Source organism: Bradyrhizobium sp. ORS 375 (assembly GCF_000239775.1).
Taxonomy (GTDB): Bacteria; Pseudomonadota; Alphaproteobacteria; order Rhizobiales; family Xanthobacteraceae; genus Bradyrhizobium.
In genome coordinates, this window is record NZ_CAFI01000032.1 from 1 (window position 1) to 18,924 (window position 18,924).

General features: G+C 59.8%; 8 protein-coding genes, 1 tRNA gene and 2 pseudogenes. 10 read left to right on the top strand and 1 reads right to left on the bottom strand.

What is annotated here, in order from left to right:
- The first annotated feature begins 153 nt into the window (after nucleotides 1–153).
- The 8 genes and pseudogenes from BRAO375_RS02890 (at nucleotide 154) to BRAO375_RS02920 (ending at nucleotide 8,006) form a co-directional block, all read left to right on the top strand.
- A tRNA-Glu gene (locus BRAO375_RS02890) sits at nucleotides 154–228 on the top strand.
- A gap of 740 nt (nucleotides 229–968) precedes the next feature.
- Nucleotides 969–2,052: pseudogene (locus tag BRAO375_RS35975) on the top strand (IS21 family transposase); the annotation flags it as partial.
- Nucleotides 2,053–2,106: 54 nt separating this feature from the next.
- On the top strand, nucleotides 2,107–2,931 hold the full coding sequence (gene istB, locus BRAO375_RS02895) for an IS21-like element helper ATPase IstB (RefSeq protein WP_035638631.1): 825 nt from the start codon (nucleotides 2,107–2,109) through the stop codon (nucleotides 2,929–2,931).
- 158 nt (nucleotides 2,932–3,089) lie between these two features.
- On the top strand, nucleotides 3,090–3,275 hold the full coding sequence (locus BRAO375_RS02900; protein ID WP_009025951.1) for a hypothetical protein: 186 nt from the start codon (nucleotides 3,090–3,092) through the stop codon (nucleotides 3,273–3,275).
- Nucleotides 3,276–4,107: 832 nt separating this feature from the next.
- Entirely contained in the window at nucleotides 4,108–5,208 is a 1,101-nt protein-coding gene (locus tag BRAO375_RS02905) for a caspase family protein (protein WP_139031286.1), read from the top strand.
- Complete coding sequence (locus BRAO375_RS02910; protein WP_009025954.1) at nucleotides 5,205–6,272, top strand: hypothetical protein; 1,068 nt, start codon at nucleotides 5,205–5,207, stop codon at nucleotides 6,270–6,272. Before BRAO375_RS02905 ends, BRAO375_RS02910 begins: the two co-directional genes overlap by 4 nt.
- 38 nt (nucleotides 6,273–6,310) lie before the next feature.
- Nucleotides 6,311–6,940 (top strand): 30S ribosomal protein S5, encoded by a 630-nt coding sequence (gene rpsE / locus BRAO375_RS02915; protein WP_283806051.1) that lies wholly within the window; start codon nucleotides 6,311–6,313, stop codon nucleotides 6,938–6,940.
- A gap of 19 nt (nucleotides 6,941–6,959) precedes the next feature.
- On the top strand, nucleotides 6,960–8,006 hold the full coding sequence (locus BRAO375_RS02920; RefSeq protein ID WP_139031287.1) for a ComEC/Rec2 family competence protein: 1,047 nt from the start codon (nucleotides 6,960–6,962) through the stop codon (nucleotides 8,004–8,006).
- 50 nt (nucleotides 8,007–8,056) lie between these two features.
- Here the strand turns inward: BRAO375_RS02920 and BRAO375_RS37155 are convergent.
- A pseudogene (locus tag BRAO375_RS37155) lies at nucleotides 8,057–8,263 on the bottom strand (hypothetical protein); the annotation flags it as partial.
- Between the two features lie 364 nt (nucleotides 8,264–8,627).
- Here BRAO375_RS37155 and BRAO375_RS02930 point away from each other — a divergent pair.
- Nucleotides 8,628–16,151: a sacsin N-terminal ATP-binding-like domain-containing protein gene (locus tag BRAO375_RS02930; RefSeq protein WP_009025958.1), complete on the top strand. Its 7,524-nt coding sequence runs from the start codon at nucleotides 8,628–8,630 to the stop codon at nucleotides 16,149–16,151.
- Nucleotides 16,148–18,802 (top strand): DEAD/DEAH box helicase, encoded by a 2,655-nt coding sequence (locus BRAO375_RS02935; protein WP_064742404.1) that lies wholly within the window; start codon nucleotides 16,148–16,150, stop codon nucleotides 18,800–18,802. Before BRAO375_RS02930 ends, BRAO375_RS02935 begins: the two co-directional genes overlap by 4 nt.
- Nucleotides 18,803–18,924 lie beyond the last annotated feature (122 nt).

The following is an 18,924-nucleotide window of genomic DNA, read 5'->3' on the forward strand; positions in this document are numbered from 1 at the left end:
CTATCGGATGGATCCCGCCGCGGGCGCCGCGCTGATGGCCCAGCTCCAGGCGCCGTGACGCCGGCGCCGACAACCGTTCCGCAACGCCGGCAATGAAATTTGCATCTCCCGTCTTGCGGCGCGGCGCGTTCAAGGCTATGCGGTTCACCTCACGCTCCCTTCGTCTAGCGGTTAGGACGCGGCCCTCTCAAGGCTGAAACAGGGGTTCGATTCCCCTAGGGAGCGCCAATAAAATCAATAACTTAGCCGACTGCAGAAAAAGTCGTCGAATATCCGTCAAATAAGCGCCCACGAACGGCGGCGGTTATCAGAGATCGGCTCCGAGCAGTGTCGGCTCATCGTGTACTCCTTCCGGCCACCGGTCGACTTCGTGTCCTTGATCGGCCGTCTGCGTTATCTTTCCCGTCCGCGGTGCCGAATAGGGATCGTAAAGGTTCAGATTTCGCCCCACGATGTGTACCGCCTTGTTTGTGACCTCGACGCGCCGGCCAGCGCGCGGAGGTGGTTGCGGCGGAAGCCGCTGATGTCCAGTCGGATGTGCCGGCGGGCGGTGCGGGCGCAGGTTCGAACCAGATCGGGGCTGATTGCCCAGTTGTCGGCATCGTTGAGCGCAGCCTAGCGCGTTCGACGTCAGCGCTGGCTTGTTTCCCGGATTGCCTTGACGCCAGCGAGGCGCTCCTTCAGGCCGGAAGCGTCGAGATCCGCGACGCGGGATTCTATGCTGCGCGGCGACAATCAGGATGAGAGAGCGCCGGCGGGAGCGGGACGAAGGGAGGGCGTAGCCCAAACCGGAGGACCGCTCCCGCCGGCGGCGCGTCCCTTCAGGCCATCTGGCGGCCGGGTGGGGTTAGCGCAAGCTGTTGATTTGTCTCGACAAGAGGGGATCGACGGCTTGCCTGGCCTCCACATCACCGACCACCAGATGAGGCTATACATGAGTTATCGACTGACGTTATCGGCCGAGGCCGCAGCGGCCAAAGCCGGGTTTTCGACGGCAAGCGCCGCTCGGCATCACCATCGCGGGCGTGGCGCTCGACCACCGGCTCTATCACTTCCGGCTGGCGTTCTCCGGCTTCGCGCATGCCCATGTCGTGCTCGGCGGGGAGAGCTTCGTCGCATTGGCCGAGGGCCTGCAGAACGCACTGTGCGCGCTCGGAGGCGTGCCGAGGGAGCATCGCAGCGACAGCCTGTCGGCGGCGTTCCGCAACCTGGCGGCTGATGCGCGCGAGGACCTGACGCAACGCTACGACGCGTTGATGAAGCATTACGGCATGACGGCGACCCGCAACAATGCCGGCATCGCGCATGAGAACGGTTCGATCGAGAGCGCATGGCCATCTCAAGCAGGCGCTGGAAGACGCATTGCTGCTGCGGGGAACGCGCGACTTCGCCGACCTCGATGCCTATCGTGCCTTCGTCGACCTGGTCGTCGGCCGACGCAATGCCCATTGCGTGAAGCGGATCACGATCGAGAAGGAGATGCTGGCGCCGCTGCCGAAGAAGCGCACGAACGACTTCGAGGAGAAGGTGATCCGCGTGACCTCGTCGGGCGGCTTCATCCTGCGCCGCGTGTTCTACACGGTGCCGTCGAAGCTGATCGGCCATCGTCTGCGCGTTCGTATCTTCGACGATCACCTCGAATGCGTCCTCGGCACTACGATGGTTGCGATACTGCGCCGTGGCCGCCCCGTATCGGAGAGCCGGGGTGGCCATGTCGTCGATTATCGTCACGTCATCCACGCCCTGCGGCGTAAGCCGATGGCGCTTGCCAATCTCGTCTATCGCGATCAGCTGTTCCCGCGCTCGGCCTATCGACGCGCGTTCGAGACACTGCGGGACAGATATGACGATCGTCATGCCTGCAAGGTGGTGGTCGAACTACTTGCTCTCGCTCACGAGCTGGCCTGTGAAGCGCAGCTTGCCGAAGCCATATCCGCCGACCTCGATGCGGGACGGCTGCCGGATCTCGTCGCGCTCCGCCTCCGCTTCCGCCCCGAGCAGGCATCAGTCCCCGACATCGCCGTCGAGCTTGCTCCGCTCGCCGTCTACGACGAACTGGCTTGCCTTGGGCTTTGCGCCGATGACCTCGAACACGGGAGATGCAGCATGACCAGCACGACGACACCCGTCGATGCCGCGCGCGTCGAACTGCTGCTCACCGAGTTGCGCCTGCCGAGCGTCAAGGCGATCTGGCCAAAGCTCGCCGCGCAATCGGACAAGGAGGGCTGGCCCGCCGCGCGCTTCCTCGCAGCACTTGCCGAGCACGAGGTCGCCGATCGTGGCCGCCGTAGGATCGAACGGCACATGGTCGAAGCACGCCTGCCTGCCGGCAAGACGCTCTCAAGCTTCGACTTCGACAGCGTGCCGATGCTGTCCAAGGCGCAGGTGATGGCGCTCGCCGCAGGCGATGTCTGGCTCGAGACTGGCGCCAATCTGCTGCTGTTCGGCCCACCCGGCGGCGGCAAGAGCCATCTCAGCGCGGCCATTGGCCTGGCCCTCGTCGAGAACGGCTGGCGCGTGCTGTTCACCCGAACGACCGATCTTGTGCAGCGGCTGCAGACGGCGCGGCGTGAACTAGCGCTGGAAGCCGCCATCGCCAAGCTCGACCGCTACGACCTCCTGATCCTCGACGACATCACGTACGTGTCGAAGGATCAGGCCGAGACCAGCGTGCTGTTCGAACTGATCGCCACCCGCTACGAGCGTCGCTCCCTGCTCATCACGGCTAATCAGCCGTTCGGCGAGTGGGGCCGCATCTTCCCCGATCAGGCCATGACGCTTGCGGCCGTCGACCGCCTCGTGCACCACGCCACGATCATCGAGATGAACGTCGAGAGCTACCGCCGCAAGGCAGCCCTCGGCCGCAAGCGCGGCGCCGGCAGACCGCCGGTTCACGCAACGCCAAAGGAGGTCGAAAGCTCGGCTGATTGACGCCGCGACACCGCTGATTGTCGCCCAGCGTCAATCAGCCCTTGCCAAGCCGGGAGCCGGCGACAATGATCACGGGACCCGGCCCCAATCTTCTCATCCAGATTGGCGCCCAGTTCTCATCCTAATCGTCGCGCTATAATAGCGTCGGAGTGCCTGTTGTGGCGCTGTTCGGTCTCGGTAATGCATTCTACAGTTCGGCCAAGTGCTCAGATCGGCGCTGGGTGCTGCTGGAGGCAGTCGATAATACTGGCGAGAACGGCTTCCAGCCGCTCGAGCTGGAGCAGGCGGTCCTCCGCCCTTATCAGCATGGGAACCGCGCCGGGCCGCAAGAGCAGCTGCTCTAAGAAGAAGGCCGCGAAGCGGTGGCGCGTGCGCTAGCTTTGACGGATGGGCCCCGGTCCGACTCAATTAAGACATCCTCGTAAGGCCGTCGAGTGGCCGACGATGCGCTCGGTGATCTGCTTCCCGTGGGTGGTGTATTGGGTGGGGCTGCGCCCGCCCATGCTTGGGTCGGGCCGCAGGTCGGCAAACTCATTGCTCGCCTTCCGCTCGGCGATCAGCAGTCGGTCGAGACGGGTGAAGCTTTCGCCGCCCGTCTTGCGCTCAAGCTTCGGCCGACTGCTCGGTCTACCGACCCGGCTCCAAGGCGACAATCTCGCTCGCGGATGCTGTGCGGCGGTGTAATCGCGGCGATGTTGGTGATGCGGCTGTCGTCCGTGTCACGCTCGGCGAATAGGTCTACCTCTTCCCGCAGTCGCGGTTGACGCCAAACGCCCGGGCGGACGTTAACAGCGGAGCCGACTTGAAAACGAGCGGCGACAGCCCAGGCATCCCCCGGCCAAATCAATTTATGGTTGATTTTTCGCCAATTCCCGGTTGGGATGGCTTCGACCTTTGACGCCCCGCGGGGACGGTATATTGGGAATGCAGTTATCCACAGCAAAGTGTCGCCAACGGCAACTGATTCATCATCGCATCGAATTCTCCATTACGGCCTTGATGCGGCGCAATGTAGGGTTGCCGTGGAATGATTCGGAAAGCGGGAGACCAGAGGCATGGTCGAGCGGGCTTCCCAAGGGACAGCCGCCTCCGATGTGACGAACAAAGACGCAGCGATCCTTCTGGTCGCTATCGAAGACATTCCGTTCCTCTCCTCACATTTCCAGTCTCGCTTTGATGAAAATCTCTCGCGCTCGATCCGGCGCCTGCCCAATCCACGTCCTCGTGGTCGTGGTCGGCAAGCACGCCGGTCATCCCTTTCAGAACGTCCAGGCATTCTGCGACGACATTATTCCGTTCTGGCTCGACAAGCCACATGACTTCACGCAGGGGATGTTCGTCAGCTCCGTGGAAGTGCTGGCGTCGGAGCCGGGGCGCTCGATCAGTTACTACGACGGGCAGACTGTACAATACGCGCAGGATCCGACGTTCGAGAACATCGCCGCGGCCTTCAAGGCCTGGACCGATCGCATCGTCAAGGAACGCGGAGCCGGCATCCTGCACTGGATAGGTCACGGTGCCACCAGAATGCAGGATGGCCCCGTTCAAATCTTGTTCACGCAGGGGCCGAAATATGATGCTCCGGCCGAGGGTATCCATTGGAGCGCCACAATCAACGACATCAACGCGCTGACGGTCGGCCGTCCTATGTTCTGCTTCATCGACAGCTGCAGAACGGGAGGCGACACGAACTATAGGTTTAATTCCGCATTCCACATGAACAGCGGTCCCGTGATCGACAACGCGACCGTGATCTTCAGCGCCATGGTCACTCAAAAGAGTCTCTGGGACAATAAGATCCACTTGAACGACCGGTTGGCAAAGGCCAAATTTCGGGGAGGACCGCTGGGGACGAGGGCCTTCCTCGAATGCCTCTCAGGGACCGGAGCCGAATTGTTCATCAAGGGATATCCATCGCACGAAGTCACGGCGGCAAAGATCGCCGAGGGCGCGGGTGCGCTCTTTCGGCGCTGGGCTATGCATCTGGGACGATCGTTTCGGCAGCACTGGAACAACAGGGCAGAGGTCTGCTCCGGCGGCGTGCACGATCCGCTTCTCAGAACTCCGAAGCCCGCCACGGTTCTGGATGTGATCGGCGCCAACGCAGGTTCTGCCTGTTCGGTGAAGCTTCTTCCCAACGGCCCGACCACGGCCGGCGACAAAGGCCCGAAGGGCTATGAGTTTCACGTCGAGCGCGGCGATTATGAATTCCTCGTCCGCGGCAAATCATTCAAGAAGTCGATCGTCCGAGCCCATCAAGAGGTGCCGGTTCCATGAACAAGGAGATGCCCGAGCTTCTCGAAGTTCCCCCACCACCTCTCTTTCTGGAAACTGTGGGCGCGGATGGAAAGATGCACAAGTGCATCGTGGAGATGGGCGAAGACGCACCGCCCTGGATCGATAGCAAATCCGACGCTCTTGTCGCCGCCCCGAACGGAGCTTCGGGCCACGGCACCATCTCAGTCGACGAGCTGAAATTCTACGAGGCATGCAGCGCCGTTCTCGGCAATGAAGCCGATTGGACCAATACTTTTCCAGAGGAACCGAACCGGAATGTTTGGTGGAGACTCTGGTTCGACGACAAGCCGGTGGACGATGGCAGCGGTCAGTTGCTTGGCAGGATGTTCAGATTCCATTTGCCCGAAAACATCAGGCACGCCCATCTGGAGCTCTCCAATCCGAAAGGGCCCCGTATTTTTGCTCGGATCGACTACGCTCTGTCCCTTTACGTCGATCTGCAACAGGACAAGGATGGACTTTTCCTTTGTCCACGAATTCTCACCAACTACGACCTTCCCGCCGCCTTCTGGGGGTTCCGCAGAGCGCTCATGCATGACGCGGCCGAGCAGACGGCTTGCAAGATCATCACGCAACTCGAATGCGACAAGAAATGGTCCGTCGACCGATATGTCGCGGCCGCTCACTCGGTCCTGCTGTTTCCGCGGCTCGCGGACGGTCACCTGCAATCCGTCTTTTCCGGGCTGAAGTCGATCTCGAAGGAGGTTTCGGACGCGGGAATCTGCATGGCGCTGCTCGCTCTCATGTACCCCTCGCTCAAGATCGGCGACGCCACCGGCTTAGCGGCCGACGCGATCTCCGCCGCCAACGAGAATCCGCCGCGATACGGCTGCACTATGGAGTTGCTGGACCGCTACATTGAAGCATTGGCCGAAGTGCTGAAGTTCAGAAAGCCCCCAGCGGACGAAGCGATCAACCAGATGATCGCGCGGATCCGGGCTACCTTCGGCAGGGGGGATACCAGCGTCACCCGAGGGACTTCTCCCTACACTCCAGACGAGAGGGCCATCGGGCAAACGGCTCAAAAAAAAAGCCTGATCTGATCCTCGACCATATCGAAACTCGCCTTCCTCTTCCTGCGGTGAGCCAATCGACCGCCGTTGAAGAGATTGAAGCGCCCGCGGAGCACAGGGTTCGGGCGCCCGCGTCCCCTTCCCCCCACCGCCTTCCCCGTAAGGAACGAGACGAGCGCGACTCTGAATTCGTCGACAAACTCGTACACATCAATCGCGTCGCAAAAGTGGTGAAGGGAGGGAAGCGGTTCGGCTTCGCAGCTCTTGTCGTGATCGGCGATCAGAAGGGTCGTGTAGGGTTCGGCCACGGTAAGGCGCGAGAGGTGCCGGAGGCGATTAAAAAGGCCACCGAATCTGCGAAGCGCAATCTGACCAAAGTCGCCCTCCGCGAGGGCCGTACACTGCATCACGACATCTTCGGGAGGCATGGTGCTGGTCGCGTCTATCTGCGTGCAGCCCCAGCGGGCACCGGCATCATCGCCGGCGGCCCTATGCGCGCTGTCTTCGAGACGCTCGGCATCCAGGATATCGTAGCCAAGTCCCTCGGGTCGTCAAATCCTTACAACATGGTGCGCGCCACGTTCAACGCGCTCAAAGGCCAGGATTCGCCGCGCTCAGTCGCAGCGCGACGCAATATCAAGGTATCAACGCTGCAGGCACGTCGACGGCCAAGTGAGGATGAAGCGGTTGCCGAGTGAGGGCGCGACAGTAGAGTCCGTGACCGAAGTCGTGGCCTTCGACGCCCAGGACGGGGATTGCATCCTTATCCGCTGCATCGGTGAGGAACCGTTCAACATCCTCATCGACGCGGGGCGACGCGGGACCGAGCAGGCCATCGAAGCTTACTTCAAGACTTTGGAGCCTACGGAAAGGTCGATCGACCTCTTCGTCGTCACTCACATCGATTCCGATCATCTTGCCGGCGCCATCGGCGTCGCCGAAAGTGCTTTCCTATCGCCGCTTGTGAAGGAGGTCTGGTTCAACGGACCTCAGCATCTTTACGGCAGCACCACAGACGTGACGGAAATGTCGGTCGCCGAGGCTTTCCGCTTCTGCCTTGCCATTCGAGCAAAGGGATGGTCGTGGAACGGCTGGTTCGACGAAGGGGCGGTACAGAGAGGTGCCAGCGTGAGCCCGGTATCCAGCCTCTCGCTCGATATCCTCTCACCAAGCCAGAAACAGCTTCTTAGGCTCGGCAAGCATTGGGAAAGAGAGCTCCGCCGAATGAAAAATCGGACGGTCAAGCAGGTCGTCGAGATGGGCCAGGGTGAGTTCGACGTCGCCGAACTGGCGAACGCGCCTTATTGTCGGGACACCAGTGTGGTGAACGCATCAAGTATTGTCTTGCTCATGCGGCATGGAGACCACCGAATCCTGATGACCGCCGATTGTCCTGCGGAGCTGCTACTGGAAGGAGTACCTTCTCCGGTCGAGGTAGATGTCTGCAAATTTCCTCACCATGGATCGGGTGGAAATTTCAGCCACGAACTGGCTGGTCGTATCAAGTCGAAGTGCTGGATCGTGAGCGCGAACGGTACTAATTCGCATCCGGAACCCGCCTCTATCGCCCGCATGCTCGTTGCGGCTCAAGGAGGAGCAATGGTCTTGTTCAACAACTCGCACGCCGAAGCGACGTTATGGAAAGACCCGTCAGTCGAGCGTCGCCACCTTCTTGTCACTAAGTACCGCGATCCCCAGTCACCTTGGTTGACTCTGATATTGCAAGATGGGGAGCTGTATGTTCGAGATGCGGCGCCTGATTGACGGATCGCGTTCCGCCGAGTGGATGGTGTAGCTGGTATTGCGGGCCACTGCTAATTCCGGTGCGGGCCGAGCTGATCAGCCTGCCACGGTGGGCAGGCCGGCGGTGGAATCGTCGCGCAAGAAGGTGCGATGGTTTCTAACGTTATGTAGCGGTCGCGCTTGACGTTCCGTTCGCTGTTTGGTTCGAGCAGGATGGCGCCGACCAGGCGAGCGATGGCGTCTTCATTGAGGAAGATGCCGACCACCTCGGCGTCTCTTGGTCTCGCTGTTGAATGGCGTCGGGCTGATGATTGACACTGCGCGTTCAGAGCCGGCGTTGATCGAAAAGCTCGGGTGCGGCATGGTTGTGGTCGCCTCGGCGGGAGAAGATAGATGACTTTCCGTGCAATCTGGACAAGGTAACCAATGAAGCGCTTGCGCGCTTCAAGATAGACCAACGTCTGACTGACGCGAACTCGCCGCTATCGGACTGTCGAAGCGTGCGCTTCGGGTATCCGCTTGACGACGTTGGCAAGGCGCACACGCTGTTCGACCGCCAGGGCTGTGCGTTCGTCGCTCTGGAATTAGGCGATCGAGTGTCAGTCCGGGCGCAGGCGCAAACGCAGAAAGAGCCCCCAGCCAATGCCTGACTATATCGACGATCCGATATCAAAGCTGGATCAGATCAAGAGCAATCTGCGAGATCGCTATGAATCTGGTTTTTCGATCCTGAAGGAACTATTGCAGAACGCCGACGACGCTAAAGAAGCCCGACGTTTCAGGCTTGACGCGCTGCCAGGCTGGAGGGCGGCCATGAATCCACTGCTTCGTGGGCCTGGGCTTTTGGTGATCAACGATGGCATCTTTCGCAAGGAAGACGAGCGCGGCATTCTCTCATTTGGCGCAAGCGGTAAGGCCTCCGACAGCACCGCGGCTGGCAAATTTGGTTTTGGCCAAAAAGCCGTGTTTCACCTTTGTGACGCGTTCATTGTCTATGCACATAGGGAAAACGGCGAAACCTTCAGTACTGTTGTAAACCCGTTCCTCCGGGTTAAGATCGAGGGCAATATCAGTGCGCAGTGGGAGCCGCCTGATGGCACGCTTGATTCCGCCGACATCGCCTTCTTGAAGGGCCAGATCGCTTCCGATTTTCCGGATCGCCACCTTGTCCTGTGGTTACCATTGCGTCGAGAAGGTATTCGTCCAGCCCCAGGAGTTGGATTCTCCAGCGACATTCCGTCGATAGAACAGACGCTCGAAGAACTCATCCGACCCGACGAATTGCGTGCCCTTCTGACGGCGCTTCGCCGTCTGAAATCAATCGAGATTCGGGAGAGCAGCAAGCTTCGCTGCGGGCTTGAGCTTGACGACACGCGAGGCCGTCTCCTGGGACCGGATCGTTTGAACGACAGCGTTCGCTCCTTTGGTGGCGCAATTCGAAACACCGCGGACAGGTCGACAACGCTATTCGTCGGGCGTGAGGCGATGGTTTTAGATGGGCGTCTCGCAGAGCTGAAATGCACGCCGCATTGGCCGCGCGCGATCACCGTTCTCAGCCCCCAACCCGTTCCGGAAAAGGGAGAGCCGCACGGGGCAGCGACGCTGTTGCGCATTCCTCAAAGAGAATTTGAGCGCACCACATCTGCGCAACTACGCATTTCCTGGGCTGTGTTCCTGCCGATATCCGATGTGTCCGACATAGTCATCTCGCTCGACGGCAGCGCGCTCGGCCAATTCCGATTGCTGTTGCACGGCTACTTCTTCCTCGACAGTGGCCGACGCCAGATCGAAGGCCTGGACGCTGCCATCGAAACAGGCATACCTGCTGATGCTGCGGCGCTGCGCCGCGCGTGGAATGCGGAGCTTCGTGATTCCGTGCTGCTCCCGCTCCTGCCGACTCTGCTGAGAGACGCCCTTGGTTCGGCGATGTTGACATCAGCCGAGCTCACGCAGCTCGTATCGGCACTCGCTCGTGACAACTGGTTTGGGCGCAACCGTGAAGCTATTTGCCGAGAGCACGCATTGGTGCGTGTGCTCGAAGGGCCAGCCACCGTTTGGCGTGTCATTCCGTCGGGAAACGCCTTGCGTCCGCTGCCGGCCTCGGTAGCGGACGCCCCTCAACGGATTGAGGAATTGTTCGGATCTATCAACGCGTGGGCCGAGGCGAGCGCTGCGCATCTCATTGTCGATGTGGGCGCCGCGCTGAGCGCGCGACCAGTAATTTGGACTCAAGCAGACCTCGACGCAATGTTCTCCGGAATTTCGTCGCGTGCGTTTCAATCGCGCGAGCTCGCGCGACTTCTTGTCGATTTTCTGGAAATGGCGGCGCTTGGCCACGCCGAGCATTCCGCGATCGGGCCGCACATGGTCTCGGCTCTGCGCGCTGCGATGACGGAAATTCAGGCGCTTGCTCCGTCTGAACTCGTTAAATCGGCTCTTGCCCACGTTCCACATGGCGCGTTGTTCCCGCTTCCACCATCCGTCGAGAGCCGGCAAGTCCTGCGTGCGCTGGCATCTACCCCGGCGAAGATCCTTCCAGTTCGTGGCGAATGGCTCGACGATGGCCGACGCCCTCCCCGACTGTTCGACGAAGACCTAAAGACGTTTCTCGCCGCACTTGAGCCGCTGATTGAAGGCAATCAGGCGGATCAAGCGGCTACCTCCGCGTTGGCGCTGCTCGCCCAAGCCGAGCGGAATATCTCCGAACTGGCGCGTGATCGCGATTTCGCATCCATCAAGGTTCTGCGGGTGCGAGATGTCCGTATTCGCGCCCCGATTGTGCTGTCGCTGCAAACGCTTGTTGAACGCTCCAGAGCGGGACTCCTGTTCTCAAGCTCGCCCCAGGCGAACGCATGGCTGCCGTTACTCGTGGAGGCATTGCCAGATGTGTCCCCTCTGATCGTGGATAGCGGCGCGATGCCCCTCCTTCGAGATGAAGCAAAGCTTGAGCTTCAGTCAGCGGGCAAGGAGTCTGCTTTCTCGCTTATCAACAAGGCTATGAGCTTTGGGCCGGCAAACGCCCGCCAACGGCTACTGGATGAGATTGGAATCGACAATGGAGACGATCCCGCGGCTGCCCGGCGCCTCTGCGTCGGTATCCACGAAGCAGGATACGCAGCATCGAAGCTTTGGACGCTCGACCCGAACCAAAAAAGGATAGAGCGCATTGCCACAGCTCTTGTTTCCCGAGGCCAGAACGAGTTTCTGGTCCCGACTACAATTGCAGACGGGCTTTCCAGGACGCAGCGAAATCATCTTCGCATAGAGGTACTCGACGCGACCAATCTGGAGGCTTTGTTCGAGAAGAACATCGCCGCCATTGAGCAACTTAGCGCCGATGCTTCACAGCGAGAAGCGGTGCTTGAGGCAGGGCTGTCCGATGGCTTGTTGATCCGGTTGCCCATCCACGAAAGGATGGACGGAACAGTTGGGGATGGAAAGGGCGTCTTTCGTGAAACGAAGGAATGGCCTGTGCCTGACGCGTTGCGGGCGGCCGTCTCTGTCGTCCGGCCATGCCAAAGCCAAAAGGCGCGGGAACAGCAAAGACAGCTTATCAAAGCATGGTCGCCGCAAAGCCAGATTGAGGTCGCGCTAAGCTGCGAGGATCCATCCCGCTTTCGTGGTGAGATACTCGCCGCTCTTGCGGAGTTGCAATCCTCACCCGATGGACGCTTATTGGAAGAACTGCACGCTAAGTCGTGGCTTTTTGCCGATGGATATCCGGTCAAGCCGCTGGATGTGCTCGCCCTTCCGCCAGCCGTCGATGAAGCGACACGGGCGCTTCTTTTGACGGCTGGAGAGGTACCCCCGTTCTTACCTGCTGCAAGGCTGGCCATCGATGTGCGCGAACATCGCGGCTTCGTTAATCTCAAAGAATGGGTTTTGCCGGACAGGCGCGCTTCGTTCAAAGCCTTGGCGCTGATGGTGGAAGATGCGGGCATAATCGGACGCCTTGGAGCGGCCGACGAGCTTCCAATGGACGATTTTGCGACATTGGCGAAAGACAGCGGCGATGTTGGGCTACCGGGTTGGCGTCTGCTAGCTGCGGTTCTGGCCTCGGATGCTGACGGCGCAGACGCGATGAAGGTTGTCTCCGCTTTCGCGGAGATTCATTCCTCCGCCGCCGATTTGGCTGCAACCCACCTCGACCACCTCGCGGCGCTGGCGAAGGAAAACGGGCGCAAGGGCGAGGCGGCCCGCAAGGCCTATCGATACGGGTTCAACGTCGTCGCCCGTTGGCCGGAAGAATCTCGCCGTCAAGTGTTCGCCGGAACGCTGGTTCCTACCGTGGCTGGAAATTGGCGCAGTGGCCTGGAGGTCGTCCAGGGCGGCGACGGGCTGGATTCGAATTATGTGTTGACGCGAGACTACGCATCCGCGCTTGGAAAGCGTGAGGGGTCACCTGCGGAGAGGCATTCCGCCGGATATGAAGTTCAAGGCTTATCTCCAATCGATCGTCACCGGGGGGAGATCAGGAATGTCGATCTGGCTGCATTGGAAACCCAGTGGGCAGACCAGCATCGGTCGCTCCTCGCCGCATGGCGGGGGCGAGTACCGTCCAATTTGATAATCGTGTATCTCGGCCTGATCGGCCGCAGCGAGCCTATCCGGCACCTTGCTAACGAATGGGCGATCGACGCGACCGCCGAGGTCGATACCCTTTGGGCCGAACTCGACAATCAATTTCAGAGAGAAATCCTCTATCCGAACTCGTTGGCTGATGAGGTCGATCAACGTCGTTTCGTGATCGAACTGGTTGCCGGCGAGCACGTGCAGGCCGTCGCGCTGTCGGGAAATGTGTTCGACGCGCTGTTGGGTGACCCTGGCCAGGGAATCCTCATCGGAAATCTGCACAAGAGCCATGAGGGCATCCGGGCCGCCGATGGGAAAGTGCGGTCATTGATCACGCTGCCAGTCAGGCAACTCGATCCGAGTGGATACGGTCAGAAAGAGGCCAGCGACATCTTTCGGCGTTTTGTCGAGACAGTCGCGGCGGACTGCCTGTGGCTCAACATGGAACGACAGCGTGTAGCGTTGCGGGAGTTAATCGACAGAGCGGTTGAGGTCGATCAATCGACGATCGAGGAAACGGAACGCCTGCTTCGAGACCGACTCCCGACAATTCTTGCTGAGCTGAAGCTCCCCACTGACTACCGCACACAGAAGGCGCTACGCGCATATCAGGCCGAAGAGAGCCGTCTCCTTCACCTTTCTGCGCCGGCGCAAAAGATGGAAGAGCTTAAATGGGACCTATGGCGAAAAATATCCGACAGCAAGCTAGCGACTGAGCTTCTGTCTGCGGTTCGAGCCAAGATCGGGGATCTTGGATATTCGGCCAGCCGAGTTCTATTCGAGCTGTTCCAAAACGCCGACGATGCCTATCGGCAACATGGCGAACCTGCATTGAACGCCCATTTCCGTCTAGAGCCACTGCCGGGCGACCCCGGTGGGTTTCGTGCCATCCATTGGGGCCGCCCGATCAATCACCTGGGGTATGACCCTGAGGAGGGGCGACGCGTCGGTCACGACCGTGACCTGCTCAATATGCTGCTGATGAATTTCTCCGAGAAACGCCCCGGGGACGATCTCACCGGCAAATTCGGCTTGGGCTTCAAGAGCGTCCATGTGCTGTCGGATGCTGTCTGTATCGCCAGCGGCTTCATCGCATTGCGCACGACAGGTGGCTTTTTGCCGAAACCTTGGCCGGAAGGCATCGGCATAGCAGAGGGACGAAAAGCCCCCAGCGGGCGAAAGGCGACAGTTATCGAGGTTCCATTTTCAGCGGAGACGACTGAAAAGGGCGCTGAAGCGATAGCGGCGTTCAAATCCGCCGTGACTTGGCTGCCTGCTTTCGCGCGTACCATCCGCCGCGTCGAAATCGATGACGACGTTCCTATGAGCGTCGACTGCTCCTTTTTGCCGCTCCTCGACGAGAGCCAGGTTAGCGTCGTTTCCATGTCAGCCGGGCTCCGCGAGCGTGCCCTGCGCCTCGATCTGTCGTCCGGTTTTGCTCTTTTGCTGCATATCGGCGCTGCAGGACCGGATAGATTTCCCGACGATCTGAGTCGACTCTGGAACCTGGCTCCGCTTGAGGTGCCGTCCCGCTCTGGCTGGCTACTCAACGGTCCCTTCGCTGTCGATCCAGGACGCACAGGATTGGCCGGCTCCATTGTTGACCAGATGGAGAAGTTCCGAACGCTCGGGCGGATATTAGGAGACCGCCTTCTGAAACTACACGATGTCGCGGACGCTGACTGGCGCCGGTTTGCGGTGAGCCTTGACCTGGATGCTTCCGACGCTTCCAGAACAGAGGCGTGGAGCACCTTCTGGTCCCACCTGTTCGATGTTCTCGCGCCGGATTTCGACGACGATCTGGCTCGACACCTGCACGCCGATGGTTATGGATACGGCCACCTCGTAGGTCTGCGGCAAGTCGTACCGACCCGCCTGCCGCCTCCATTCGCTGCGTTGATAAAGGCGTCAGACGCGGCCTGTTTCGTCGATGGCGCGTTGTCGAACGCTCCGGTGCTCGCCAAAGTCCAAAATTGGCCTGCCCTCGCGGAGCTACGAGACCGGACAGTCGCATCCGAGATAGCTGGTCAATTGAGAAAGCTCGGCTTTCGGAATGCCCAACAATTGCGTCTCGCAAGCCTTCTTCGTCAGCAGATCGGCGAAGAAAACCGTGTCAGTCCAGATTTGGCCAAGGCTCTTGGTCTAGCCCTTACACCTCAATCTATTCGGGAAGCACCACTCGATAGCGAACTTTATGAAATTCTGGAAATTGCCAGGCAAACCTTGTTCCTCGCGCAGGATGGGACATGGCGGATAGCTCAGCTTCCGAGTCCCGATGCGGCCGATGACCCCGAGGAGCGGAGGCTATGCGCGTTTGCGTCCGCAAAGCATCTGCTCGACAAGCAATATACTGGCGCGGCACTGGAGTTTTTCCGGGTCGCTCGCGAGCAATCCGGCTTCGGCCCTCAAGCGCGTGATCTCGGGGGCTGGGCAGCGGAAATCCCTGCTGAGGACCAAGGCCGTCAGACAGCGGCACTACGATACATCATTGACGGTCGTCAAGGCCGGGAATTGGGTGAGGAAATTCGCCGCCATCGCCCCGGATGGCTGCCTTGGCCTTCGTCACAGTTGCGGATCAGTCCGCTGCTCTCTGACTGGACCGAGGACGAAAAGGATGATCTCCTGTATGCGCTCCAGGGCCGTGACGCCTTCTTGCCGCAAATGCCTGTTCAGCCTCCGCCGCCTGAGCCTGCGACGGTTCTCGCAGCAATTCGTGCTTGGTGGCGTGCCGAGAGCGCAGATCTCCGCGCCTCCTACGCCGAGAGAACCTACCCAGAGTCCTTCTCACCTTCGCAGCTTCGCGAGTCACCGGACCGCACGGCATGGTTCACCATGTTCGCGTTGGCCTGTTTCCAGTCGTTCGGTCGCGCGCAGGATGAGCAACACAAGAGCTTTATCGACGTCGGCTTCAGAGAAGGCTGGTGGCAAGAACTGTCTGAGTCACGGCCTCCCGATGAGGTGCAGTCATGGGTTAAACGGCTCGAACGATGGAGCGCGCCCGACCGTTTCGATCAGCAATATCTGAGGTGGCGCCGCATATTCGTTGATCTGTACTCCGTGGCCCGTTGGCTAAACGAATATCGGGAGATTACGATCAAGCTACCGAGAATCATCGAGGAGTATGGTGCCATTTCTCTCAATGGCGCCTTGCAGCCGAGCTACTGGCCGCCAGCGATGCGTCTTTCCATCGACGCCGCACCTATGAACCGTTCTTTCGGAATTGGCATGAACTGGATGATCCGTGAGCTGCTGCGCCACGGCGCCTATGAGCTGCGCGACGAGGAACTGATGCTTCCCTATGTTTGGTCTCCGTCCCAGCGCGTCCGTATCCTGTTGAATGAATTAGGCGCCGATGTCGCTGAGTCGGCGGACAAGGAGGCAAGTCGGAAGATCTGTGATTTCGTAACGAAACATCTGGGAGACGACCGTCGATTTGATGGCGATTTCGATCTCCCACTTCAATTGATTACGCGGCGCAGGCACCGGAGTGCTTTGGAAGCGTGCTTCGCCGAGGTTGGCGGCGTTCCGGCAGACCTCATGGACGATGACGATGAACAGGAGAACGAGGGTGAGATAGGGGGGAGTGGCGAATGAGGGACGTACGACCATTGGCTGGGGGTATTCCCGTTCACCATCCTCGTCACGGCAACGGGCGCGTCGTGGCGGATATGGGTGCTACCGTCGTCGTTCGTTTCGGAGGGACGGTTGAGCAGGTTCTGGCAAGCGAGATTGCCGAGATACCGTCGCTCTACACGGCTCTCCGCAAGGGCACTGATCCAGATTCCATAGACGCGGTGATCCGTGCACAGGCACTCGCCATCCGATCGGTTAATGACCAATGGGGTGTGTTTTCTCGTTCGCGCGTGCAGTTGCTCCCTCACCAGCTATGGGTTTGCCGCAAGGTAACGCAGGAATGGCCCTTTCGCTGGCTTGTCGCTGACGATGTGGGGTTGGGCAAGACGATCGAATGTGGCCTTGTCCTTATGCCACTGATTGCGTCCGGGCGTGTGCGCCGAGTGCTGATCCTTGCGCCAGCGAAGCTCGTGCCTCAGTGGCAATTCCGCCTCAAGGATATGTTCGATATCCGGCTCCAACGTTATGTCGCGGAGGCGGACACCGCGCGCGGCGATTTTTGGGCTACCGCTTCGTTGGTGGCCGCGTCCTTCCACACGCTGAGAGATGATCGTCGCGGCGCACGGCAAAGACTTCTCAACGCCGATCCCTGGGATTTGGTCATCGTGGATGAGGCTCACCACCTCAGCGTGGATGAACGCACCGGAGAGACGCTGGCATACAGTCTCGTCTCCGACCTTCAGGAGCGGGGCAAAATCAACTCTCTGCTGTTTTTTACCGGAACTCCACATCGTGGGAAGGACTACGGCTTCTTCGGCCTGATGCACCTCGTGCGGCCGGACCTCTTCGACCCGGAGCGTACCCCATTGGAACAGCTCTCTCAGCTATCCAAAGTCATGATTCGGAACAACAAGGCGACTGTCACCGATCTCCAGGGGCAAAAGCTCTTCAAGCCGGTTAACGTCTTCAGCCGGGAATACCAATATAGCGACGATGAGACGCAGTTCTATCGAACGTTAAGCGAGTTCGTAATCGACGGTCGAGCCTATGCCGCAACCCTTGACGGACGTGCGCAGACAGCACGGATGCTCGTGCTGATAGCTTTACAGAAGCTGGCTGCCAGTTCGATCGCGGCAATCCGCAATGCGCTCCGTAAACGTCGAACAATGCTTGCGAACGTCGTTGGCGGTTCGAATGAGGCTGCCCCGCTCCTTGATGACGAGCAGACGGCCTTTGACGAATTGGCGGAAGCCGAAGAGGCGCTTCCCGGTTCGGCTTCCGTCCTGCTAATGGAGGATGAAATACGGCGTCTCGACGAGCTGATCGCTCTTGCCGACACCATAATCCGAGAGACCAAGATCGAGCGCCTGCTCCAGATGATCGGCGAGGAGTTTGGCCCGGACGAACTGATCCTGCTCTTCACGGAATACAAAGCAACCCAAGCCCTTATCATCAACGCGCTGCATCGCCGGTTTGGGTTTGGTTCGGCTGCGTTCATCAACGGGGATGAACGGCTGGATGGCCTTGAGCAAATTGCGGGCTCGGCAAAGACGATCAGCCAGCCTCGCGAGCACGCTGCAGAAGCCTTCAATGCAGGAAAAGTGCGGTTTCTTGTGTCTACCGAAGCTGGCGGCGAAGGAATCGACCTTCAACAGCGCTGCGCTATGCTGGTCCACGCGGATATGCCTTGGAACCCGATGCGACTTCACCAGAGGGTCGGGCGACTATCCCGCTATGGCCAGACGCGGCCTGTCTCGGTCTACATTTTGCGAAACCCCCAGACCGTCGAAGCACGCATCTGGGATTTGCTCAATGCGAAGCTGAAGCGCATTCAAGCTGCTCTCTCCTCGGTGATGGAGGAACAGGAGGATATCTCTCAGTTGGTCATAGGCATGGCCGGCAACTCGCTCTTCAACGAGCTGTTCTCCGGGAGCGAGGGGCTCTCCGGCGAGCGATTAGGAGCCTGGTTTGATCGTGCGACTTCCACCCTCGGCGGGCGCGATGTGATTGAAACGGTACGCGAGCTTCTGGGCTCCGTGTCGAGATTTGACTTTCAGCAAGTCGGAAAAGATCTGCCGAAGGTCGACCTTCCCGATCTAGAGCGGTTCTTCACTCAAACTGTCGGCAGGCATGGGCGCCGGATTTTCCGGCGGAGTGAAGGTCTGGAGATCAGGACCCCCGATGATTGGAAAGCGCGCAGCTACGCGCTCCGGGACAAGTACGAGGGACTAGTTTTCGATCGGAGCCTCCGTGGCGCCAATGCCGCCTCCCGGGTTCTAGGGATCGGCCATCCTCTGTTCGACGTTGCGCTGGACGATGCGCACGACATTTCAGCGCGAGTCGCTTCCGTCGAGGGTCTTGGCAGTCCGGTGCTGATCCTTGCTGTTGAGGACGAAGTCACCGGCAGAGGCTCGCTCGTTCACAGGTTGATTTTCGGCGTGACTGAGAAAGAGGGGACGATCGAAGTCTTGCGAGATTGGGAACTATTGCACTTGATGAACGCGCTTATCACCAAGGGTCCTCGCGGCGCCGTTCCTGCCACTTATGGGGCTGAGGCGGTGGTCGAGCGCCTCAAAGAGGCATTTGACGCCAGTCTCTCTTCCCATGCGGCCACGCTCCAGCGGCCAGTCTCCTGGCCGGAAATGATCTTGCTTCCGAGCACGGCAGCGTAGCGTTATATTTGTGCTATAGCTAAAACATAGTCTTCATCATCGCCAACGGCGATGCGCCGTCGCAATCCATTTTTTTGGTTGTATCCTCGCGCCGCCGAACAATCCTCGGGGCAACCGCCCGA